The following is a 22,077-nucleotide window of genomic DNA, read 5'->3' on the forward strand; positions in this document are numbered from 1 at the left end:
CGCCGGGCGCGGGGGTGTGGAAACGCGTAGCGTCCACCCTGTGAACACTCCGAGCACCGCAGACGCCCAGCGCACCGCCGACGACATCCAGGACTCGCGGGCGGTGCGGACCCTCGCCCGCGGCGGCTTCGCGGCGAACGGCCTCGTCCACCTCCTGATCGGAGTGATCGCGCTCGGCGTGGCCCGCGGCGGCGGAGGCGAGGCCGACCAGAGCGGTGCTCTCGGCGCCCTCGCGGCGCAGCCCGGCGGTCTGGTGATCCTGTGGATCTGCACGGTCGGCCTCTTCGGCCTGGCGCTGTGGGGGCTGCTCGAGGCGTTCCTCGTCCGCCCGCGCGAGAGCGCCCTGAAGACCTGGGGCAGCCGGCTCAAGGAGGCGGGCAAGGCCGTCGTCTACGGCGCCCTCGGCGTGACGGCGCTGAAGTTCGCGACGGGCGGCGGGTCGAGCTCGTCCGAGTCGTCCGAGAGCGCGAGCGCGCAGGTGCTCTCGGCGCCGGGCGGAGTCGTGCTGCTCGTGATCGCGGGACTGGCCGTCCTCGCGGTCGGCGGCGTCTTCGTGTACCGCGGAGCGAGCAGGAAGTTCCTCGAGAACGTCGCGGAGCCGGGCGGCACGGCGGGCACCGTCGTCACCGTGCTCGGCGTCGCCGGCTACGTCGCCAAGGGCGTGGTCCTCGGCGCTCTCGGCGTGCTGCTGATCGTCGCCGCCGTCACTCACGATCCGGAGCAGGCGGGCGGGCTCGACGAGGCGCTGAAGTCGCTCGTGGAGCTGCCGGCGGGCGTGCTCCTCCTCGGCTTCGTCGCGGTCGGGCTCATCGCCTACGGGCTCTTCTGCTTCGCCCGCGCGCGCTGGCCGCGCCTCTGATGTCGGACAGCGGATCCGCTCTATACCTGTCACCCCCCTTCCGCGCAACTGGTCCCGCCGTCACGGAGTCGGTGACACGCTGGGGCCCGTGAGTGCTGGAGGCGAGGACGGGACCGGTGGACGGGTGCGTCCGCCGCTGACGCAGGACGCCGCCCGTCTGCTGACCCGCTCCGCCACGGGGGACGCCTCCGCTCTGGGAGAGCTCGTCGACCGCTTCGGCGGCCTCGTCTCGGCGTGCGTCGGCACGGTCCAGGCCGACCCGGCCGGACGCGACCGGCTCTGCACCGACGTCTTCACCGCCGTCTGGCGCCGCTCCCGCGAGGGCGCCCGCTCGCCGGAGCCCGTGCTCTGGGTGCTCGAGGTCCTCTGCGAGACCCTCGGGTCCGCGCACGAGCTCGCCCGGCGTCCGCTCGGCAGCGGCCTGCTCGCCCTCGACTGCCCGGACCGCGAGCTCCTGCTGCTGGCTGCGGCCGGCGGCTTCTCGCAGGCCGAGATCTCGGCGCTGACGGGGATCGACGAGTTCCGGCTGCGCTCGATCCTCCGGAACGCGCTCGAGACGCTCCAGGGCCGCGACAGCGATCTTCTGACGGCCTGACCGCCGGAGCCGTCGCGGGAGTAAAGTTGAGTCCGTCGAACTCAACTTTCGAGCCACGGAGGAGACCACCATCATGCAGGCCGGTCGGATGCCCCAGCAGGACGAGAAGTCCGCACTCGAGCAGTACGGCGTCAACCTGACCGCCATCGCGGCGAGCGGCAAGCTCGACCCGGTGATCGGGAGGGACGCCGAGATCCGGCGCGTCAGCCAGGTGCTCACGCGCCGCACCAAGAACAACCCCGTCCTCATCGGCGAGCCCGGCGTCGGCAAGACCGCCGTCGTCGAGGGGCTCGCCCAGCGGATCGTCGCGGGCGACGTCGCCGAGAGCCTCAAGGGCAAGCAGCTCGTCAGCCTCGACCTCTCGGCCCTGATCGCCGGAGCGAAGTACCGCGGCGAGTTCGAGGAGCGGCTGAAGGCCGTGCTCCAGGAGATCGAGGAGTCCGACGGCCGGATCATCACCTTCATCGACGAGCTGCACACGCTGATGGGCGCGGGCGGCGGCGAGGGATCGGTGGCGGCCGCGAACATGCTCAAGCCCATGCTGGCGCGCGGCGAGCTGCGGATGATCGGCGCGACGACGCTCGACGAGTACCGCCAGTACATCGAGAAGGACGCCGCTCTCGAGCGCCGCTTCCAGCAGGTCTTCGTCGGCGAGCCGACCGTCGAGGACACCGTGGCGATCCTCCGCGGGCTGAAGGAGCGCTACGAGGCGCACCACAAGGTGGCGATCGCCGACTCCGCCCTGGTCGCCGCCGCGTCGCTCTCGAACCGCTACATCACCTCCCGCCAGCTGCCGGACAAGGCGATCGACCTGATCGACGAGGCCGCGTCGCGGCTGCGCATGGAGATCGACTCCGCTCCCGTCGAGATCGACGAGCTGCGCCGCTCCGTCGACCGGCTGAGGCTCGAGGAGCTGGCGCTGAAGAAGGAGAAGGACGAGGCCTCGAAGGCGCGGCTGGAGAAGCTGCGCGAGGACCTGGCCCGCCGCGGCGCCCAGCTCGAGGAGCTGCAGGAGCGCTGGGAGCGCGAGCGCGCCTCCCTCAACCGCGTCGGCGAGCTCAAGAACCGGCTCGACGCCCTGCGGATCGCCGCCGAGCGCGCGCAGCGCGAGGGGAAGCTCGAGCGCGCGTCGAAGCTGCTCTACGGCGACATCCCGGTGATCGAGCGCGAGCTCGCGGCCGCCGAGGCGGAGGAGGAGCCGGCCGAGGGCCGCATGGTCAACGAGCAGGTGACGGCCGACGACATCGCCGCGGTGATCGCCGCCTGGACGGGGATCCCCGTCGGGCGTCTCCTGCAGGGCGAGACCGAGAAGCTGCTGCACCTCGAGACCGAGCTGCACCGCCGACTGATCGGCCAGGACGAGGCGGTGTCGGCCGTCGCGGACGCGGTGCGCCGCACCCGCGCGGGCATCTCCGACCCCGAGCGGCCGACCGGCTCCTTCCTCTTCCTCGGGCCGACCGGCGTCGGCAAGACCGAGCTGGCGAAGGCGCTCGCCGACCACCTCTTCGACGACGAGAAGGCGATGGTCCGCATCGACATGTCGGAGTACGGCGAGAAGTTCGCCGTCTCGCGGCTGGTCGGCGCCCCTCCCGGCTACATCGGCTACGAGCAGGGCGGCCAGCTCACGGAGGCGGTCCGCCGCCGCCCGTACTCGGTGGTGCTCCTCGACGAGATCGAGAAGGCGCACCCCGAGGTGTTCGACGTCCTGCTCCAGGTGCTCGACGACGGCCGGCTCACCGACGGCCAGGGGCGGACGGTCGACTTCCGCAACACGATCCTCATCCTCACCTCCAACCTGGGGTCGCAGTTCCTCGTGGACCCGGCGCTGTCACGGCCGCAGAAGGAGGAGGCGGTCCAGCAGATGGTGCGCCAGGCCTTCAAGCCCGAGTTCGTGAACCGGCTCGACGACATCGTGATCTTCGACGCGCTCGACCGCACCGAGCTCGGCGAGATCGTGTCGCTGTACGTCGACCGGCTGTCGAGGAGGCTCTCGGAGCGACGGCTCGACCTGGCGGTGACGCCCGCGGCCCGCGGGTGGCTGGCCGAGCGCGGCTACGACCCGCAGTACGGCGCGCGGCCGCTGCGCCGGCTGATGCAGCGGGCGATCGACGACCAGCTGGCGACGGCGCTGCTCGGCGGCACGGTGCGCGACGGGGACGTGGTGCTGGTGGACGTGGCGCCGGACGGCGAGAGCCTGTCGGTGACGGCCGGGATGCCCGCGTCGGACTGACCGGGGTGCTCGAGCCCTGTCGCGAGTCCGCAGACGTCGCGGTGGTCGCGGTCGAGTACCGCTACTCCTGCGTTCCCGCAGGGGGAGGAGCGCGGGGGCGGCGACGGGACGTCCCTCCACAGGGCGCGCGAGGGCGGGAGTCGTCCACAGTCGCGGGATCCGCGGCGCGCCCGTCCGGCGGGCTCCGTAGCGTCGGCGGCATGTCCTTCGAAACGCCCGGCCCCCGGATGGCCGACCTCCCTCCCGAGGAGCGGCCGAGGGAGCGCCTCCGCGCCTACGGACCGGAAGCGCTCACCGACGTCGAGACCCTCGCCGTGCTCATCGGGGCCGGCGTCCGCGGCGCCAACGCGACCGTCGTCGCGCAGCGCCTCCTCGCGCGCTTCGGCGGCATCGACGCCGTCGCCCGGGCCGGGGTGGCCGATCTGATGCGGCACCGCGGAGTCGGCGAGGTCGCCGCCTGCCGCCTGGTCGCCTCCTTCGAGCTGCGGCGGAGGATGAACCGCGCCTCGCGCGCCGCCCGCGTGACCGACGCCGCCGGCCTGGCCGGGCTCGTCGCTCCGCTGCTGGCCGCCCGGCCGGTCGAGACCGTGCTGGCGGTGGCGCTCGCCGAGTCCGGAGCCGTCCGCGACGTCCTGACGCTGGCCGACGGAGCCCCGGCGCACGCCGAGATCCCCGTCGCCGCCGTGCTCGCCGAGGTGCTGGCGCGCGGCGCGGCGGGCATCGGCCTGGCGCACAGCCACGCGGGCGAGGCCGTGGTGCTCCCCTCCGACCGTGCGGCGACGCGGGCGATCGCCGACGGGGCAGAGGCGTGCGGCCTGCGGTTCCTCGCGCACGTCGTGATCGGGCGCGACGGCTGGGCGGAGGCGCAGCCGTGACGCGGCGCAGGGCTGCTGCGGGGCCCCTCCGTTCCGCCAGGACGCCTCCCGCCCGGCGCCGGACCGCCCCCGGCCGCGCCCCGGCTCTCCACCTGGGCCGCGTCGGCGCGCGTTCGTGCAAGCCCCCGCCTCTCCGGCGCCCGCGGCCGGTCGCGGGCGTACCGTGGACGCCGACCCCATCCCCCTCCCGACCAGGAGCACCCATGCGAGCAACACTCATCCACGGCGAGCGCGACATCCGACTCGAGGAGGTCCCCGACCCGCAGCTCTCGACGGGGCGCGACGCGATCGTCCGCGTCACCGCGGCCTGCGTCTGCGGCTCCGACCTCTGGCCCTACCGCGGCGTCACTCCCACCAAGGAGGCGCACCGCATCGGCCACGAGTTCGTCGGCGTCGTCGAGGAGATCGGCGACGACGTGCACGACGTCGCGGTCGGCGACTTCGTGATCGCCCCGTTCTACGTCTGCGACGGCACCTGCGCGAACTGCGCCAACGGCGTCTCCACCTCGTGCCTCACCGGCGGCTGGTGGGGCGCTGAGGTCCGCGAGGAGGGCTTCGCGGACGGCGCCCAGGGCGAGAAGGTGCGCGTGCCCCTCGCCGACGGCACGCTCTTCCGCGTGGGCATGGACCCGGATCCGGCGCTCATCCCCAGCCTGCTCACCCTCGCCGACGTGATGGGGACCGGCCACCACGCCGCGGTCTCGGCCGGTGTCACCGCGGGCTCGACCGTCGCGGTCGTCGGCGACGGCGCGGTCGGCCTCTGCGCCGTCCTGGCGGCCAAGCGCCTCGGCGCGACCACGATCATCGCGATGTCGCGGCACGAGTCGCGGCAGAACCTCGCCCGCCGCTTCGGGGCGACCCACATCGTCGAGACCCGCGGCGACGAGGGCGTCGCGCACGTCCGCGAGCTGACCGGCGGGATCGGCGCCGACTGCGTGCTCGAATGCGTCGGCACCAAGGAGTCGATGCAGCAGGCCCTCGACTCCGCCCGCCCCGGCGGCATGGTCGGCTACGTCGGCGTCCCCAACGGAGGCCCCGAGCTGCCCGTCCGCCAGATGTTCGGCTCGAACGTGGGCGTCAACGGCGGAGTCGCGCCGGTCCGCGGCTACATGGCCGAGCTGCTGCCGGACGTGCTCAGCGGCGCGATCGAGCCCGGTCTGGTCTTCGACCTCGAGCTGCCCCTCGAGGAGATCGCCGAGGCGTACGCCGCCATGGACGAGCGCCGCGCGATCAAGACCCTCGTGCGTCCGTAATCCCGCGGAGGGGCGCCGGCACGGCCGCGAGGAGTAGCCTCCCGCGCATGACCGCGTCAGCCCGCACCGCCGCGACGGCGCCCCTCTTCCACCCCGACCTCGCGCTCGGCCGCTTCCTCCCGCCGATCGTCCTCGGCCCGCGACTGCTGCGCCTCGCCACGCGTCGCGTCACCGAGGGAGGCGAGGCTCCGCCCGACATCGTGGTCGACGACCTCGAGATCCCCGTCGCCGGAGCCGCTCCCGTCCGGGCCCGCAGCTACCGGCCGCGCATCCTCCGCGGTACCGCTCCCGCGCTCCTCTGGGTGCACGGCGGCGGCATGGTGCTCGGCAGCCACCTCCAGGACGAGGCGTCCTGCATCGACTTCGCCCGCACCCTGGGCATCACGGTCGTCTCCGTCGACTACCGCCTCGCGCCCGCGCATCCGGCCCCGGCTGCCGTCGAGGACGTGCTGGCCGCGTTCGACTGGCTGGTCGAGCACGCGCAGGAGCGCGGCGTCGACCCGGCGCGCATCGCCGTCGGAGGCGCGAGCGCGGGCGGCGGCATCGCCGCGGGTGCGACCCTCCTCGCCCACGACCGCGGAGGAGCGCAGCCCGCGTTCCAGCTGCTCGTCTACCCGATGCTCGACGACCGCACCGTCACCCGGCCCGGTCCTCCTCCGCGCGGAGTCCGCGTCTGGACCCCGGGCAGCAACCGCTTCGGCTGGACCGCCTACCTCGCCGGCGAGCCCGGCGGCCCCGGCGCCACGGCCTACGCCGCCCCCGCCCGCCGCGACGACCTCACGGGCCTGCCGCCGGCCTGGATCGGCGTCGGCGGCCTCGACCTCTTCCACGACGAGGACGTCCGCTACGCCGAGCGCCTGCGCGCGGCCGGAGTGCCGTGCGGGCTCGAGATCGTGGAGGGCGCCTTCCACGGCTTCGACGCCCTGTTCCGCCGGACCGGTGTGGCGAAGCGCTTCTGGGCGGCGCAGGCCGCGGCGCTCGGCGAGGCCCTCCTCGCCTGACCTCCGCGTCGACGCGCCGGGCCGATTCCGTCTCCGGCGCTCGGCACTGCGAGGCTGAGGGGCGACGGCCGCCGCCCGCGCGTCACCCGTGCCGTGCCTGCCGCGCATCCGTCTCCGCCCGCCGCCCCGCCCCGTCTCCCGGAGGACCCATGGACATCGACCGCCTCGCCACCCGCTACGAGATCGCCCTGCCCGCCTGGATCGGCGACGCCCTCCGCGACGTCCCCGAGGTCCTCCCGAGCCTCGAGGACCGGATGGCCCTCGTGCACGCGCTCGCCGACCGCAACTTCCGCGAGGGGAACGGCGGCCCGTTCGCGGCGATCGTCGTCGAGCGCGACTCCGGTCGTCTCGTCTCGGTCGGAGTGAACGTCGTCCTCGGCAGCGGGGTCTCGTCCGGCCACGCCGAGGTGACGGCGCTCGGTCTCGCGCAGACCGCGCTCGGCACCTGGGACCTCGGCGGCGAGGGCCTCCCCGCGCACGACCTGGTCGTCAACTGGCGCCCGTGCGTGCAGTGCTACGGAGCGACGATGTGGTCGGGGGTGCGCCGGCTGGTCGTCGCGGGCTCCGGCCCCGAGCTCGAGGAGATCAGCACCTTCGACGAGGGGCCGATGCGCGAGGACTGGGCCGCGCAGTTCGAGGCCCGCGGCATCGGGGTCGTCGACGGCGTGCTCCGCGACGAGGCCCTCGACGTGTTCCGCGCCTACCGCGCCTCCGTCGACTCCGGCGAGGTGCTCGTCTACAACGCCCGCGCCGACTCCTGATACCGCGGCGGGTCCGGTCCTCGCATCGGTTCCGCGCCGGACGCACGGGAGCCCCGCCTCAGCGGGGCCCCGTGCGGTCCTGAGCTGCCGGCCGCTGGAAGCGGTCAGCGGCGGCTCAGCGCCACCAGTCGTCGAACATCGACAGCGGCACCTGGCGCTTGTGCTCGGTCGCGGCGTACCGCGCCTCGATGGCCTCGGCGACGGCCTGGTCGACCTCGCCGCCCTCGAGGTACGTGTCGAGGTCGGCGTAGGTGAGCCCGAGGTTCGTCTCGTCGGTCTGGCCGGGGTTGTCGTCGAGCAGGTCCGCCGTCGGCGCCTTCTCGTAGAGCCGGGCCGGTGCGTCCAGGTGCTCGAGGAGCGAGCGCCCCTGCCGCTTGGTGAGGCCGGTGAGCGGGAGGACGTCGGCGCCGCCGTCGCCGTACTTCGTGAAGAAGCCGGTGACCGCCTCGGCCGCGTGGTCGGTCCCGACGACGAGCATCCCGGCCTGGCCGGCGATCGCGTACTGCGCGATCATCCGCATCCGCGCCTTCACGTTGCCCTTCACGAAGTCGCTGATCGGCTCGTCGACCGCGTCGCCGAATGCTGCGGCCACGCCGTCGACGCCCTGGTGGATGTCGAAGACGACCTGGCGGTCCGGGCGGATGAACGTGAGGGCGAGCTGGGCGTCCTCCTCGTCGGCCTGCACCTTGTACGGCAGGCGGACCGCGATGAAGGAGGCGTCGCCGCCGCTCGCGCGGACCTGCTCGACCGCGAGCTGGCAGAGGCGCCCGGCGAGGCTCGAGTCCTGGCCGCCGCTGATGCCGAGGACGAGGCCCTTCGCGCCGGTGCTGCGGAGGTAGTCGGCGAGGAAGCCGCTGCGCCGTTCGACCTCGACGGCCGGATCGACGGCGGGGGAGACGTGGAGCTCGGAGATGATCTGCTGTTGGACGTCGCGCACGGCTTCACGCTACTCCGGATGCTCCCCGGCGGCCCCTCCTCGCCGCGGACGCGCAGGCTCCCGACGCCTCCCCGAAACAGGGTCCGCCCGCCGCGTCCGACTGGCGCGGCGCCTACCCGCGCTCGGCGACGATGCGGGCGATGCGCGCCGGGACGGTGTCGTCCTGGAGGCTCGTCACGTCTCCGAGCGGGCGGCCGTCGCGGATGTCGCCGAGCAGCCGCCGCATGATCTTGCCGGAGCGGGTCTTGGGCAGATCCGGCACCACCACCACGTCGCGCGGCTTGGCGATCGGACCGATCGCGACCGCCACGTGGTCGCGCAGGAGCGCCGAGAGCGTCGTGCCGAGCGCGGCCCAGTAGGCCGGGTCCTCCTCGGCGCGGTCGACGGCCTCGTCGGAGGGGATGACGAACGCCGCGATGGCCTGGCCGGTCGTCGCGTCGGCGACTCCGACGACTCCGGCCTCGCCGACGGCCGGATGGGCGACGAGTGCCGACTCGATCTCGATCGTGGACAGGCGGTGCCCGGAGACGTTGATGACGTCGTCGACGCGGCCGAGCACCCAGACGTCGCCGTCGGCGTCGTACTTCGCGCCGTCCCCGGAGAAGAACCACCCCTGGGACGCGTAGCGGGCCCAGTAGGAGTCGCGGTACCGCTCCGGGTCGCCCCACACGGTGCGGGCGAGCGCCGGCCCGGTCCGGTCGACCACGAGGTAGCCGCCGGAGCCGTTCGGCACCCGCTCGCCGTGCTCGTCCACCACGAGGACGCCGAGCCCGGGCAGGGCTCCGAGAGACGAGCCCGGCTTGAGGGTCGAGACGCCCGGCAGCGGGCACATCACCGCGGCGCCGGTCTCGGACTGCCACCAGGTGTCGACGATCGGGCAGCGTCCGCCGCCGATCGCCTCGTGGAACCAGACCCAGGCCTCGGGGTTGATGGACTCGCCGACGGTGCCGAGCAGGCGCAGGCTCGACAGGTCGTACCGGGCGGGCACGCCCTCGGGGAACCAGGTCATCAGCGTCCGGATCAGCGTCGGCGCCGTGTAGTAGACGGTCACCCCGTACCGCTCGATGATCTCGAAGTGCCGGGCGGTGTGCGGGGTGCTCGGGGTGCCCTCGTAGATGACCTGGGTGAGCCCGTTCGAGAGCGGTCCGTAGATCTCGTAGGTGTGCGCGGTGACCCAGGCGAGGTCGGCGGTGCACCAGTGCACGTCGTCCGGCTTCGCGTCGAACACGGCCCAGTGCGTCCAGGAGGCCTGCGTGAGGTAGCCGCCGCTGGTGTGCACCAGCCCCTTGGGCTTCCCGGTCGTGCCGGAGGTGTAGATGATGAACAGCGGCGTCTCGGAGTCGAAGGCCTCGGCCTCGTGGACGTCGCTCTGCGCATCGACCAGCTCGTGCCACCAGACGTCGCGGCCCGGGGTCCACGGGACGTCGGTCTCACCGGTGCGGCGGACGACGAGGACGTGCTCGATCGACGCGACGCCCTCGACCGCCCGGTCGGCGCTCGCCTTGACCGGCACCGCCGCTCCGCGCCGGAACTGCCCGTCCGTGGTGACCAGGAGCTTCGCGCCGGTGTCCTCCACGCGGAACCGCACCGCCTCGGCGGAGAAGCCGCCGAAGACGAGCGAGTGGATCGCTCCGATCCGCGCGATCGCGAGCGTGATGACGATGGTCTCGGGGATCACCGGTAGGTAGACGACGACGCGGTCGCCCCTCCCGATCCCGAGCGCGGTCAGCGCGTTAGCGGCGCGGGAGACCTCGCGCTGGAGCTCGGCGTAGGTGATCGACCGCCGGTCGCCGCGCTCGCCCTCGAAGTGGAGGGCGGTCTTCCCGCCGCGTCCCGCGTCCACGTGGCGGTCGACGCAGTTGACGGCCACGTTCAGCCGTCCGCCCTCGAACCAGGTCGTGCGCGGCACCGAGAGCGAGCCGTCGGGCAGCGGAGCGGCAGGCTCCCAGCTGTGGGCGGTGTGCCACGGCTCCGCCCACTCGAGGCGGCGGGCCGCCTCCTCCCAGAACGCGACCGGATCGGCGGCGGCTCGCGAGTACTCCTCCGCGCCCGCGTTCGCCTGCGCGGCGAAGGCCGCGGGCGGGGGGAACCGGCGGTGCTCGTCGAGCAGGTTGGCGATCGTCCCGCTCACGCTCGGAGCTCCCTCCCCGGCGCTCACGCCCACTTCCTCACGGCGTAGCGCTGGAACACGCCGACGACGGCATCGGTGAGCTTGCCCAGCACGGCCAGCAGGACGATCGCCAGGAACACCCGGTCGATCCGGCCGTTGTTCTGGCTGTCGATGAGGCGGAAGCCGAGGCCCATCGAGGAGGCGATGAGCTCGGAGGCGACCAGGAACAGCCACGACTGGGCGAGCGCGAGGCGCAGCCCGGAGATCACGGACGGGATCACCGCGGGCAGCTGCACCGTCGTGAAGAGCCGGACGCCCGAGAGGCCGAAGGCGCGGCCCGCCTCGACGAGGTGCCGGTCGACGTGGCCGAGCGCCGTGGCCACCGTGGTGAAGACCGGGAAGAACGCGCCGATCGTGATCAGCGTGATCTTCGACTCCTCGCCGATGCCCATCCAGAGCAGCAGCAGCGGGACCCAGGCCAGCGACGGGACCGCCCGGATCGCGCCGAGGGTCGGGCCGAGGACGACCTCCCAGACGCGGGAGAGCCCGAAGAGCGCGCCGACCACGAGCCCGAGCGCCGAGCCGAGCGCGAACCCGATGAGCACGCGCTGCGTCGAGATGGCGACGTCCTGGCCGAGGTCACCGCGCTGGGCGAGGTCGACGCCGGCCGCCCAGACCATCGCGGGCGAGGGGAAGACCGCCACCGAGACCATCCCGGTCGTCGTCGCGATCTGCCAGGCGGCGAGCAGCAGCACGGGCAGGACCGCGCCTCCCGCGACCACGAACCACCGTCGCGTGGTGAGCGGGTGGGAGCGGTCCTCGCGGAGGCGGCGCTGGGAGGCCGCGACCGACGGGCCCGCCGTCACGAGTCCGGGCTCACCCGGCATCGGCGCGGACAGCGCGCTCCGGCGCAGCACATCGGCGTCGGTCGCGGTGTCGTCGTCGCGGATCGTCATCGTCGGTCTCCTCGGATCACGGGGTCGGGGGCGGAGGGCCGGACCCTCAGGCGCCGATGGCGCTCGGGTCGGCCGCCGAGGCGTAGGTGTCGTCGAGCAGCGATTCGAGCGCGTCGTCGACCTGCTGCTGCGAGGCGACGTCGCCGTTCTCGACGAAGATCGGGCCGATCACGGCGAGCACGTCGGTCTGCGCGGAGCCGGGGACGTTGTCGACGTCGAGGTTGCTGCGCTCGGTGATGACCGTCGTCGCCACCGCCACGTCGAGGCCGGCGACGGAGGCGAGGATGCTCGCCGTCTCGTCCTGGTTCTCGAGCGCCCAGGCGCGGGCGTGCTCGTACGCGTTCACGACGGTCTGCGCGAGGTCCGGCTTCTCGGCGAGGAAGCTCTCGGTCGCGTTGAGCAGGCCGTAGGAGTTGAAGTCGACGTTGCGGTAGAGCAGGGTCGCCCCGGCCGCCTCGGCGCCGGCCATGATCGGGTCCAGGCCCGCCCAGGCGTCGACGGAGCCGTTCTGCAGCGCCGCCCAGCCGTCGGCGTGCTGCAGGTTCTGCACCGTCACGTCGCCGATGCCCAGGCCGGCGGCCTCGAGCGCCTGCACCAGGAAGAAGTACGGGTCGGTGCCCTTGGTGGCCGCGATCTGCTTGCCCTCGAGCTGCTCGACCGACGTGATCGCCGAGCCGGCGGGGACGACGAGGGCCGACCACTCCGGCTGCGAGAAGATGTCGATCGTCCTGATCGGCGAGCCGTTCGAGCGGGCGAGCAGTGCGGCCGAGCCGGCGGTGGAGCCGACGTCGATCGCTCCGGCGCGCAGGGCCTCGTTGGCCTTATTGGAGCCGGCCGACTGCACCCAGGCGACGGTGACCTGCTGCTCGGCGAGGGCGGCCTCGAGCCAGCCCTTCTCCTTGATGACCAGGCTCAGCGGGTTGTACGTCGCGAAGTCGAGCGTGAGCGTGCCGCCCTGAGTTCCTCCGGAGGCGGCGTCGGCGGTCGCGGCCGCCGCTCCTCCTCCGCCCTCGCCCTGCACGCAGCCCGCGAGGAGCGGGACGGCGGCGGCGGTGAGCAGACCGGCGAGAGCGGTGCGGCGGGTGAGCGGGGAGCTGGTGAACGACATGGGGGCCTCGGCTTCGGGGATGCGGTGACAGCGAGTGTGGACGCTGCAGGGGAGGGGCGGTGCGGGGAGGTGCTCGTGCGGTGGAGAGCGGGAGGAGGAGGCGGCTGGGGAGGGAGGTCGTGCCGCCCGGACCGTGCCGCCCGGGTGGAGGGACGCGGGTCGATCCGCCCGGGGTCAGTGCCGCTCGATGCCCAGCCCCGCGAGGAGCTCGGCCCGGTGCTCGGCGAGCTCCGCCGAGCCGCGGTCGCGGGGCCGCGCGCCGGGGACGGTGACGATCCGCTGGATGCGCGAGACGCCTCCGGGCTCGTCGCGCCCGAGGAGCACGATGCGGTCGGCCAGCTGGAGGGCCTCGTCGACGTCGTGGGTGACGAGCAGGATCGTCGCCGGAGCCGCCGCGTGCACGTCGAGCAGCAGGTCCTGCATCCGCAGGCGGGTCAGCGCGTCGAGCGCCCCGAAGGGCTCGTCCAGGAGGAGCACGCCGGGGTTCCGGGCGAGGGCGCGGGCGAGGGAGGCGCGCTGGGCCATCCCCCCGGACACCTCGCGGGGCCGCGAGCGGGCGTGCGCGGTGAGGCCGACCAGCGAGAGCAGCTCGTCGACGGCGGCGCGAGCGGCCGGGCGCGGGGTGCCGCGCGGCAGTCCGAGCGCGACATTGTCGGCGATGCTCCGCCAGGGCAGCAGCCGCGGCTCCTGGAACGCCACCGCGCAGCGCGGGTCGATGCCGGAGACGGGGGCGCCGTCGATGAGGACGGACCCCTCTGAGGCGGTGTCCAGGCCCGCCGCGATGCGCAGCAGCGTGGACTTGCCGCAGCCGCTCGGGCCGAGGATCGCGATGACCTCGCCCGCGGCGGCCTCGAGCGTCACGTCCGTCAGCACGGGGGACCCGGGCGCGAAGGTGCGGCCGACCCCCTCGAAGCGCACGGGGAACGCCGACTGGCCGAGCTCGGCGTCGAAGGCCAGGCTCGTGCGGGCGGCGGGGGTGGCGGGCATGTCTCTCCGGGCAGCGGGACGGGCGGGCGGATCGTCCGATCGTACGGAGAGGCTCCCGGCGGCACAGCGGGGACCGACACGGGGAGTAACACAGGGGGTGGGACGCGGAAGGCCTCCCCGGTCCGCGGACGGGGGAGGCCTTCCGCCGGAGGGCTACGCCTGGACGAGCACGAGCTCCTCGAGGGGCAGGCGGGTGCGCGGCGCGGTCTCGCGCTCGCGGAGGGTCTCGTTCGCCAGCGCGTCGGCGTCGGCCGCGACTCCCACCGCGGCGATCGTCACCGGGTCGAAGCGCTCGTCGACGCCGAACGCGGCGCGGACGGCGTCCTTGTCGAAGCCGGCCATCTGGTGCACGTGCAGGCCCTCGTGGTGCGCCTGGACGCTGAGGTGGGCGATCGACTGGCCGAGGTCGTAGACGGCCCAGGGGCGCGGCTTCCCCTCGGAGTCGACGGTCTCGGCGAGCGCGACGACGAGGACGGCGGCGGAGCCGGCCCAGGCGCCGTTGAAGCCGGCGAGCGTCGCGACGATGCGGTCGAACCCGTCGGTTCCGCGGCGGGCGACGATGAAGCGCCACGGCTGCGAGTTGCTGGCGGACGGGGACCAGCGCGCGGCCTCGAGGAGGGACGCGAGGGTCTCGTCGGAGACGGTCGCGGTCGCGTCGTAGGAGCGGGGGCTCCAGCGCTCCGCGAGGACGTCGAGGATCGGGGCGCTGGTGCTGGCGGTGCGGGAGGCGGTGGCGGACATCGCGGGGCTTCTTCCGTGCGGGGGACTGGGGGGAGGGGCTCCGTCGCCCGTGGAGCCCAACCGTCCCCGCCCCGCGGGCATTCCCGCGCGCGCACGGCAGGCGCCCGCGCGCGCGTTCGCCCACGGAGGAGCGGGGCGCCTCCGAGCCCCGGAACGGTACGGTGGGAGACGGCGTGGTCACCCCGCGCACCACCATCCACGACTCTGGAGGATCATCCATGGCCCAGCACTTCGACGTCGTCGTCCTGGGGGCAGGCCCCGGCGGATACGTGGCCGCGATCCGCGCCGCCCAGCTCGGCAAGTCCGTCGCCGTCGTCGAGAAGCAGTACTGGGGCGGTGTCTGCCTCAACGTCGGCTGCATCCCGTCCAAGGCGCTGCTGCGCAACGCGGAGCTCGCCCACCTCTTCCACACCCAGGCGAAGCAGTTCGGCATCTCGGGCGACGTCTCGTTCGACTTCGGCGCGGCGTTCGACCGCAGCCGCTCGGTCGCGGACGGCCGCACCAAGGGCGTCCACTTCCTGATGAAGAAGAACAAGATCGCCGAGTTCGACGGCGTCGGCTCCTTCACCGGCCCGCAGGGCCTCGACGTGCAGCTGAGCAAGGGCGGCACGGAGTCGCTGACCTTCGACGACGCGATCATCGCGACCGGCGCGAGCGTCCGCCTCCTCCCCGGCGTCGAGCTCTCCGAGAACGTCGTCACCTACGAGACCCAGATCATGACCCGCGAGCTCCCCGACACGATGGCCATCGTGGGCGCGGGCGCGATCGGCATGGAGTTCGCCTACGTCCTCAAGAACTACGGCGTCGACGTGACGATCATCGAGTTCATGGACCGCGCCCTCCCCAACGAGGACCCGGACGTCTCCAAGGAGATCCAGAAGCAGTACAAGAAGCTCGGCGTCGAGATCCTGACCTCGACCAAGGTCGAGTCGGTCGTCGACAAGGACGGCTACGTCACGGTCACCTACACCGCGAAGGACGGCACGCAGTCGACCCTCGAGGTCGACAAGGTGCTCATGTCGATCGGCTGGGTCCCCCGCACCGAGGGCTACGGCCTCGAGAAGACGGGTGTCGAGCTCACCGAGCGCGGCGCGATCGCGATCGACGACCACATGCGCACCAACGTGCCGCACATCTACGCCATCGGCGACGTCACCGCGAAGCTGCAGCTCGCGCACGTCGCGGAGGCGCAGGGCGTCGTCGCCGCCGAGACCCTCGCCGGTGCCGAGACCCAGACCCTGGGCGACTACCGGATGATGCCGCGCGCGACGTTCTGCCAGCCGCAGATCGCCTCCTTCGGCCTCACCGAGAAGCAGGCGACGGACGAGGGACACGAGATCACCGTCTCGACCTTCCCCTTCATGGCGAACGGCAAGGCCCACGGCCTCGGCGAGCCCACCGGCTTCGTGAAGCTCATCGCGAGCAAGAAGTACGGCGAGCTCCTCGGCGCCCACATGATCGGCCCGGATGTCTCGGAGCTGCTCCCCGAGCTCACGCTCGCCCAGAAGTGGGACCTCACGGCGACCGAGCTGGCCCGCAACGTGCACACCCACCCGACGCTGTCGGAGGCGCTGCAGGAGGGCTTCCACGGCCTCAAGGGGCACATGATCAACATGTAGGGCTCGTCCCTCCACGGCCTCCGGCCCGCAGGATCCCGCTCGGCTCGTCCGCGGCGGATCCTGCGGGCCGGAGCCGTCTCCGGGGGTGCCCGCCGGGCTCCGGCGACGCTCCCGCTACCGTGGGCCGATGGATCCGCGCCTGCTCGACCGCCTCGCCGCCGACGCCTGGCCCGCGCTCGTGCGGCGCCCCCTCGGCCCATGGGAGCTGCGCGCCTCCGCAGGAGTCACCAAGCGCGCGAACTCGGTGCTCGCGTCCGGCGACGTCGTCGACCAGGAGGCGGCGCTCGACGCGGCGGAGGCGTTCGCCCGCGAGCACGGGATCGCGCCCCTCGTGCAGATCGGGCCGCCGAGCCCCGCCGGTCTGACCGGGCTGCTCGCCGAGCGGGGCGCCGCGCCGATCGACCGGACGCTCGTGCTGACGGGTTCGGTGCAGGAGGCGCTCGCCGCCCTGCTCGCGACGTCGAGGTCCGCGCCGTCGGGGTCCGCACCGCGGCCTCGCGTCCGCCTCGCCCCGGCTCCCGACGAGGACTGGCTCGCCCTCTGGTGGTCGGTGGACGGTCGCGGTGGCGCGGAGGAGCGCGCGGTCGCCGAGCGCATCCTCGCGGGCTGCCCCTCCTCCTACGCTCTCGCCGTCGACGGGGACGGCCCGGCCGCGACCGGCCGCCTCGCGCTCGTCACGGCGCCGGACGGCGAGCTCTGGGGCGGCCTCTTCGCCCTGGCGACCCGCCCGGACGCCCGGCGCCGCGGGCTCGCCTCCGCCGTGATCCGCGCCCTCCTCGAGGACGCGTCCGGCCGGGGCGTCGCGCGCTTCTGGCTCCAGGTGCTCGCCGAGAACGCCGGCGCCCGCCGCCTCTACGCGTCCCTCGGCTGCCGCGAGTCGTCCTGGTACGAGTACTGGCGCTGACCCGCTCGCGGAGGAGGAGCGGGGCGCCCGGGTCAGGCGTTCGCGAGCACGGCGCGGGCGACGGCCTCGGCCTTCGCCGCGTCGCCGGTGACGGTCACGCGCCACCACACGTCGTCGGCCAGCGCGTCGATCTCGCAGACGCCCGCCGCGCAGCCGGTGAGGGCCTTCTCGCCGAAGCCGTCGAGCGGCTCGAGCGGGATCGCCAGGCCCGAGGTCAGCGAGAGGTTCCGCCAGCCGTCGTCGCCGTTCGGGAGCGCGTCGACCGTCACGCCCGAGTAGGCGGCGCTGGAGGCGTCGCTCCAGCTGCAGGAGGCGTACCCGGCCCGGGCGGCGGCAGCGGCCGACGCGGTGGTCGGCGTCCCGGTCCCCGTCCCCGCGGTCGCCTGCGCGAGACCGGCGGCACCGGACAGCTGCTCGGCCGTCAGGACCTCGGTGCAGACGGGCGCCGTCGCGGTGACCGGCTCGTCGAGGCTGCCGAGCGCGGCGGAGGCGGTGCCGGTCGCCAGCGCGGCGAGGTCGACCGCGGCCGGGGCGCCGCGCAGCTGCAGCGTCACCCAGGTGGCGCCGGCGAGCAGGTCCAGGTCGCAGCTGCCGTCGGTGCAGGAGCCGTAGGCCTCGACGCCGGTCTCGAGGCGCGGGCCCGGACGGCCGGCGAACGCCTCAGCGGCGTCGTCGACCGCCGCCGCGGTGATCGAGGCGTCCTCGTCGTACCAGGCGCAGCGGAGCACTCCGCCGTTCTCCTCCGCGGCCTCGCGGATCAGCTCGCCCGAGGAGCGCGTCGTCACCTCGCGGCTGCCCTCGAGAGCGCTGCGGGAGACCCCCAGCGCCGAGGCCGCCCGTGTGGCGGGGAGGAGGGAGTCGCAGCCCAGGCGGGTCGAGGCCGTGGGCGAGGGCGTCGGAGTCGCGGAGGGAGTCGGAGCGGCGGTCTCGGACGCCGACGGGGTGGCCGCGACGTCCGAGCGCTCGGCCGACGTGCAGCCCGTCAGCGCGACGAGAACGGCGAGCGCGGCGCCGACCGTCGCCAGGCGCGGGAGGCGGGCCCTCACGCGGCCAGCTCGCGCTCGATCGCGGCCGTGAACGCGTCGATGTCGTCCTCCGTCGTGTCGAAGGAGCAGACCCAGCGGACCTCGCCGGTCGCCGGGTTCCAGTCGTAGAAGCGGTAGGCGGTGCGGAGCCGGTCCGCGACTCCGGGCGGCAGCGTCGCGAACACCGCGTTGGCCTGGGTCTGCTGCGTGAACTCGAGCCCCGTGATCCGGCCGGCGGCGATCGCCTCCTCGAGCCCCGAGCGCAGGCGCGCCGCCATGGCGTTCGCGTGCCGGGCCGAGCGGAGCCACAGGGGCTCCTCCTCGCCGCCGTCGCCGAGCAGGGCGAGCAGCTGCGCCGAGATGAAGCGCATCTTGGAGGACAGCTGCATGTTGGTCTTGCGGAGGAAGGTCAGCCCGGTCGAGGCCGCCGGGTCGAGCACGACGATCGCCTCGCCGAGCAGGATACCGTTCTTGGTGCCGCCGAACGAGAGCACGTCGACGCCCGCGTCGGTCGTGAAGGAGCGCAGGGGCAGGCCGAGAGCGGCCGCGGCGTTCGCGATGCGCGCCCCGTCCATGTGCAGCCGCATGCCGAGGCCGTGCGCGTGGTCGGCGAGCGCGCGCACCTCCTCGGGGGTGTAGACGGTGCCGAGCTCGGAGGACTGGGTGATCGAGACCACGAGCGGCTGGGCGCGGTGCTCGTCGCCGAAGCCCCACGCCTCCTGGTCGACCAGCGCCGGGGTCAGCTTGCCGTCGGGCGTGGGGACCGTGAGGATCTTGATTCCGCCGACCTTCTCCGGCGCTCCGCCCTCGTCGGAGGTGATGTGCGCGGTGCCCGCCGAGACGACGGCGCCCCACCGCGGCAGCATCGACTGCAGGCCGGTGACGTTGGCGCCCGTGCCGTTGAAGACGGGGAAGGCCTGGGCCTGCTCGCCGAACTCGCGGCGGAACGCCTCCTGCAGGCGCTCGGTGTAGACGTCCTCGCCGTAGGCGATCTGGTGCGCTCCGTTGGCCGCGGCGATCGCGGCGAGGACCTCGTCGTGCACTCCGGAGTAGTTGTCGGAGGCGAAGCCGCGGACGTCGGGATCGTGCAGAGCGCTCATCCCTCCATCTTCGCAGCCCGCCGCCCGGAGGAGCCCCGGAGGCGCCCGCCGAGACACCCCTCCTGCCTCCCGCATGTTTCGGGCAGGTGAAAGGACGACGACCCGAAAGCCGATCTCCGTCAAGAAGTTGGTATCGGCTGGGAGGCAGGCCACTCTTGACGTATGCGCATGGACACGACGGAAGCTGTCCGCGACATGCCCGCCCCTCCCGGGGTGGACGAGATCGCGGCTCGCTTCGGCGATCCCGTCCTCGCGTTCGCGCCCCAGCCGAGGCTGGAGGAGTTCGCCGCGGCGCAGACGATGGCGCTCGGCCGCTTCGTCGAGATCTCGCTCTCGTACTCGTTCTACAAGAACCCGCGCAACCGCGCCGACCCCGTCAACCACGTCCCGCTGACCCCCGAGCAGAAGCGCGCGATCGAGCGCGCCGAGAACGACCACCTGCCGCCGTGGATGGTCGACCAGGTGACGCGGATGCGGTACCCGGTGCTCTGGGAGGCGGTCCGCACCTCCGTGCCGATCCCCGCCGAGCGCAGCCGGCCCCTGGAGTCCCGCCTCGCGGCCCACATGGGCGACGTGCTCCGCAACACCTTCCCGGGCCGCGTGCGCAGCCGCCGCGGCGGGATGCCGGTGGTCGCCGCCGCCCTCCGCGACGAGGACGTCGTGCGGGGCGTCCCGGTGATCGTGGACGGGGAGGCGCTGCGCGGCTACCGCGTGGACACCGATCCGGACGTGGTCGCGATCGGCGCCCGCGTCGACGGCCGCTACATGACGGTCGTGCTCGACCGGAAGATCGTGCCGGAGATCCGGATGGAGTTCGTCCGCCGCACCCCGCCGCGCCCGGCCTCGAGCCAGTCCCGGCGCTGACCGCCCCGGCGTCGAGCACCCGCAAGCAGATCCCCCGGCCGACCGCTCAGGGGCGCCCCGGCACCGCGATCCCGTGCTCGTAGGCGAACACGACCGCCTGGATCCGGTCGCGCACGCCGAGCTTCATCAGGATCTTCGAGACGTGCGTCTTCACGGTCGCCTCGCCCACGAACAGCTCGGCAGCGATCTCGGCGTTCGACCAGCCCCGCGCCAGGTGCACGAGCACCTCGCGCTCGCGGTCCGTCAGATCGGCCACTCCGGAGTGCTCGGCGGCGGCCGGCGTGTGCTCGGGCACGGACGCGAACCGCTCGATCACGCGCCGGGTGACGTCGGGGGCGAGCATCGCGTCGCCGCGGGCGACCACCTGCACGGCCTCGACCAGCTCCTCCGGCGAAGCGTTCTTGAGCAGGAACCCGCTGGCGCCGGCCGAGAGCGCCTCGAAGAGGTAGTCGTCGCGGTCGAAGGTGGTGAGGATGAGCACCCGCGAGCACAGGCGCGGGTCGGCCACGATCTCGCGGGTCGCGGCCAGGCCGTCGAGGCCGGGCATCTGCACGTCCATGCAGATCACGTCGGGGCGCAGCTCGGAGGCGCGCTGCAGGGCCTCGAGCCCGGTGCGGGCCTCGCCGACCACCTCGATCCCCGGCTCCGACTCGAGGATGATGCGGAAGCCCACGCGGACGAGCTCCTGGTCGTCGACGAGCAGCACGCGCACGTGCTCGGTCATGGGCGGCCCCCGCTCGCTCGCTCCTGACGCCCCCGCGACGTCTCCGACGACGGTACCGGGTCGTCGGCGTCCGGCACGCTCGCCCGGACGGGGGACAGCGGAACCCGGGCGTGCACGAGGTAGCCTCCGCCCCTCGGCCCCATCTCGATCCAGCCGCCGACCGCGGCCGCGCGCTCGCTCATGCCGGTGTGCCCCAGTCCGCAGGAGGCGGGAGCGCTCGGGTGCGGGCCGGACCCGCCGTCGTCGGCGATCTCGAGCTCGACCGCGTCGGGGGCGTAGCGGAGGCGCACCTCGGCGTGCGCGCCGCGCCCCGCGTGCTTGCGGACGTTCGTGAGCGACTCCTGCGCGATGCGGTAGAGGCTGAGCCCCACCGTCGCGGGGATCTCGCGGGGCGTGCCGAGGGTGAGGAAGACGGTGGGCAGGCCCGACCCGCTGGACGCCGCGACCAGCTCCTCGAGCTGGGCCACCCCGCGGGTGGACGCGGCGTCGGTGAGCGGATTCGGCACCGCGTCCTCGGCGCGCAGTGCGACCAGGATGCGGTGCAGCTCCTCGATCGCCGAGCGCGCGTCGCCCTCGATGGCGCTGAGCGATGCCGCCGCCCGCTCCGGATCCCGCGCCAGCACCCGCCGCGCCGCTCCCGCCTGCACGCCCATCACGCTGACGTGGTGCGCGACCACGTCGTGCAGCTCGCGCGCGATCCGCAGCCGCTCGGAGGACACGGCCTGCCGCGAGGAGCGCTCCCGCTCGTCGTCGAGCTCGGCCGTGCGCGTCTCGAGCGCCTCCAGCCGGCGGGCCGACTGCCACGACGCCTCGCCGAAGACGTAGGCGCTGCCGAAGTAGAGCAGGTTCGACACGACCGCGAGGGCCGACTCCGCCGCGTAGGGCGAGAGCAGGCCGGGGGAGTCGTCGACCGGCACGGAGCTGCCGAAGTACTCGCCCGTGGCGAGGGTGGTGAGCAGCCAGCCCAGCATCCCGACCGCGATCGCCACTCGGACGACGAGCGCCGTGCGCCGGTTCCGGCCCCACGCGCCGACCGTGTAGAGCGCGAGGAACAGGCAGATCTGGCCGAAGAGCGACTCCGGCACCTGGAGCACGATCCCGAGCGCGTAGACGACGGAGAGCCCGGCCGCCACGCTCGCGGGGAACCGGCGGCGCAGCGCGAGGGGCAGGGTCATCAGGACGGCCCAGTGGGCGCTGACGACGGGGTGCGCCGCGTCCGGGAAGCCCGCCGAGGAGTACAGCGCGACGGAGACGACCGTCGCCACCAGCAGGATCCCCGCGGTGACCGCGTCGCGCACGTATCCGGCCCGGCTCGGCGCTCGCCGGATCCAGCCCGCGTCGAGCGGGTCCGCGGCTCCGTCACCTGAGGGCATGCGCCCCACGCTAACCGACGCCGGTCGGACGGGGCCCCGGGAGGCGGAGGAGCGC

Annotated in this window: 20 protein-coding genes; 10 read left to right on the forward strand and 10 right to left on the reverse strand. The window is 73.9% G+C overall.

Translation table 11 applies throughout. The features are described from left to right. Positions 1-40: 40 nt before the first annotated feature. The 7 genes from C5B93_RS15175 to C5B93_RS15205 all read left to right on the forward strand — a co-directional run bounded on the left by C5B93_RS15175 (position 41) and on the right by C5B93_RS15205 (position 7,574). Complete coding sequence (locus tag C5B93_RS15175) at positions 41-859, forward strand: DUF1206 domain-containing protein (protein WP_104225741.1); 819 nt, start codon at positions 41-43, stop codon at positions 857-859. Between the two features lie 88 nt (positions 860-947). Continuing rightward, positions 948-1,454: an RNA polymerase sigma factor gene (locus C5B93_RS15180; RefSeq protein ID WP_146078509.1), complete on the forward strand. Its 507-nt coding sequence runs from the start codon at positions 948-950 to the stop codon at positions 1,452-1,454. 88 nt (positions 1,455-1,542) lie between these two features. Next, positions 1,543-3,684 (forward strand): ATP-dependent Clp protease ATP-binding subunit, encoded by a 2,142-nt coding sequence (locus C5B93_RS15185; RefSeq protein ID WP_374953149.1) that lies wholly within the window; start codon positions 1,543-1,545, stop codon positions 3,682-3,684. Positions 3,685-3,884: 200 nt separating this feature from the next. Next, positions 3,885-4,559, forward strand: a complete 675-nt coding sequence (locus tag C5B93_RS15190) for a RadC family protein (protein WP_146078510.1) — start codon at positions 3,885-3,887, stop codon at positions 4,557-4,559. Between the two features lie 203 nt (positions 4,560-4,762). Next, a complete protein-coding gene (locus C5B93_RS15195) occupies positions 4,763-5,812 on the forward strand; it encodes a zinc-dependent alcohol dehydrogenase family protein (protein ID WP_104292820.1) in 1,050 nt (349 codons plus the stop codon). A gap of 47 nt (positions 5,813-5,859) precedes the next feature. Beyond that, positions 5,860-6,813: an alpha/beta hydrolase gene (locus tag C5B93_RS15200; RefSeq protein WP_104292821.1), complete on the forward strand. Its 954-nt coding sequence runs from the start codon at positions 5,860-5,862 to the stop codon at positions 6,811-6,813. A 149-nt stretch (positions 6,814-6,962) separates the two neighbouring features. Continuing rightward, entirely contained in the window at positions 6,963-7,574 is a 612-nt protein-coding gene (locus tag C5B93_RS15205) for a nucleoside deaminase (protein WP_181068411.1), read from the forward strand. Between the two features lie 115 nt (positions 7,575-7,689). On the opposite strand, the gene nadE is transcribed toward C5B93_RS15205, so the two are convergent. From nadE to C5B93_RS15235, 6 genes are all read right to left on the reverse strand, one after another. Continuing rightward, on the reverse strand, positions 7,690-8,511 hold the full coding sequence (gene nadE, locus C5B93_RS15210) for an ammonia-dependent NAD(+) synthetase (protein ID WP_104225736.1): 822 nt from the start codon (positions 8,509-8,511) through the stop codon (positions 7,690-7,692). A gap of 112 nt (positions 8,512-8,623) precedes the next feature. Next, positions 8,624-10,642: an acetate--CoA ligase gene (gene acs / locus C5B93_RS15215; protein WP_104292834.1), complete on the reverse strand. Its 2,019-nt coding sequence runs from the start codon at positions 10,640-10,642 to the stop codon at positions 8,624-8,626. 23 nt (positions 10,643-10,665) lie between these two features. Next, positions 10,666-11,577, reverse strand: a complete 912-nt coding sequence (locus C5B93_RS15220; RefSeq protein ID WP_258068242.1) for an ABC transporter permease — start codon at positions 11,575-11,577, stop codon at positions 10,666-10,668. Positions 11,578-11,623: 46 nt separating this feature from the next. After that, positions 11,624-12,685, reverse strand: coding sequence for an aliphatic sulfonate ABC transporter substrate-binding protein (locus tag C5B93_RS15225; RefSeq protein ID WP_104292822.1), 1,062 nt, complete (start codon positions 12,683-12,685; stop codon positions 11,624-11,626). A 174-nt stretch (positions 12,686-12,859) separates the two neighbouring features. Next, positions 12,860-13,672 carry an ABC transporter ATP-binding protein gene (locus C5B93_RS15230; RefSeq protein ID WP_104222820.1) on the reverse strand — a complete coding sequence of 271 codons (813 nt, stop codon included), beginning with the start codon at positions 13,670-13,672 and terminating at the stop codon, positions 12,860-12,862. Between the two features lie 153 nt (positions 13,673-13,825). Continuing rightward, a complete protein-coding gene (locus C5B93_RS15235; protein ID WP_104292823.1) occupies positions 13,826-14,413 on the reverse strand; it encodes a nitroreductase family protein in 588 nt (195 codons plus the stop codon). A gap of 218 nt (positions 14,414-14,631) precedes the next feature. Between C5B93_RS15235 and lpdA the strand changes: the two genes are divergently transcribed. Together lpdA and C5B93_RS15245 are read left to right on the forward strand one after the other, a co-directional pair. After that, on the forward strand, positions 14,632-16,032 hold the full coding sequence (lpdA, locus tag C5B93_RS15240) for a dihydrolipoyl dehydrogenase (protein WP_104292824.1): 1,401 nt from the start codon (positions 14,632-14,634) through the stop codon (positions 16,030-16,032). A 127-nt stretch (positions 16,033-16,159) separates the two neighbouring features. After that, positions 16,160-16,936 (forward strand): GNAT family N-acetyltransferase, encoded by a 777-nt coding sequence (locus tag C5B93_RS15245; RefSeq protein ID WP_104292825.1) that lies wholly within the window; start codon positions 16,160-16,162, stop codon positions 16,934-16,936. A gap of 32 nt (positions 16,937-16,968) precedes the next feature. Here C5B93_RS15245 and C5B93_RS15250 read toward each other — a convergent pair whose 3' ends face one another. Then, positions 16,969-17,982 (reverse strand): hypothetical protein, encoded by a 1,014-nt coding sequence (locus C5B93_RS15250; protein ID WP_104269038.1) that lies wholly within the window; start codon positions 17,980-17,982, stop codon positions 16,969-16,971. Then, a complete protein-coding gene (locus C5B93_RS15255; RefSeq protein ID WP_104256598.1) occupies positions 17,979-19,061 on the reverse strand; it encodes a low specificity L-threonine aldolase in 1,083 nt (360 codons plus the stop codon). Before C5B93_RS15255 ends, C5B93_RS15250 begins: the two co-directional genes overlap by 4 nt. 168 nt (positions 19,062-19,229) lie before the next feature. Here C5B93_RS15255 and C5B93_RS15260 point away from each other — a divergent pair, with 168 nt between their 5' ends. Further along, positions 19,230-19,925 carry a hypothetical protein gene (locus C5B93_RS15260; protein ID WP_146078511.1) on the forward strand — a complete coding sequence of 232 codons (696 nt, stop codon included), beginning with the start codon at positions 19,230-19,232 and terminating at the stop codon, positions 19,923-19,925. Positions 19,926-19,971: 46 nt separating this feature from the next. Here C5B93_RS15260 and C5B93_RS15265 read toward each other — a convergent pair whose 3' ends face one another. Together C5B93_RS15265 and C5B93_RS15270 are read right to left on the reverse strand one after the other, a co-directional pair. Beyond that, complete coding sequence (locus C5B93_RS15265) at positions 19,972-20,649, reverse strand: response regulator transcription factor (protein ID WP_104250690.1); 678 nt, start codon at positions 20,647-20,649, stop codon at positions 19,972-19,974. Next, a complete protein-coding gene (locus C5B93_RS15270; protein ID WP_104234378.1) occupies positions 20,646-22,022 on the reverse strand; it encodes a sensor histidine kinase in 1,377 nt (458 codons plus the stop codon). The genes C5B93_RS15265 and C5B93_RS15270 overlap by 4 nt, the downstream gene beginning before the upstream one ends. Positions 22,023-22,077: the final 55 nt, after the last annotated feature.

This window comes from Rathayibacter sp. AY1A2 (genome assembly GCF_002930935.1).
GTDB lineage: Bacteria > Actinomycetota > Actinomycetes > Actinomycetales > Microbacteriaceae > Rathayibacter.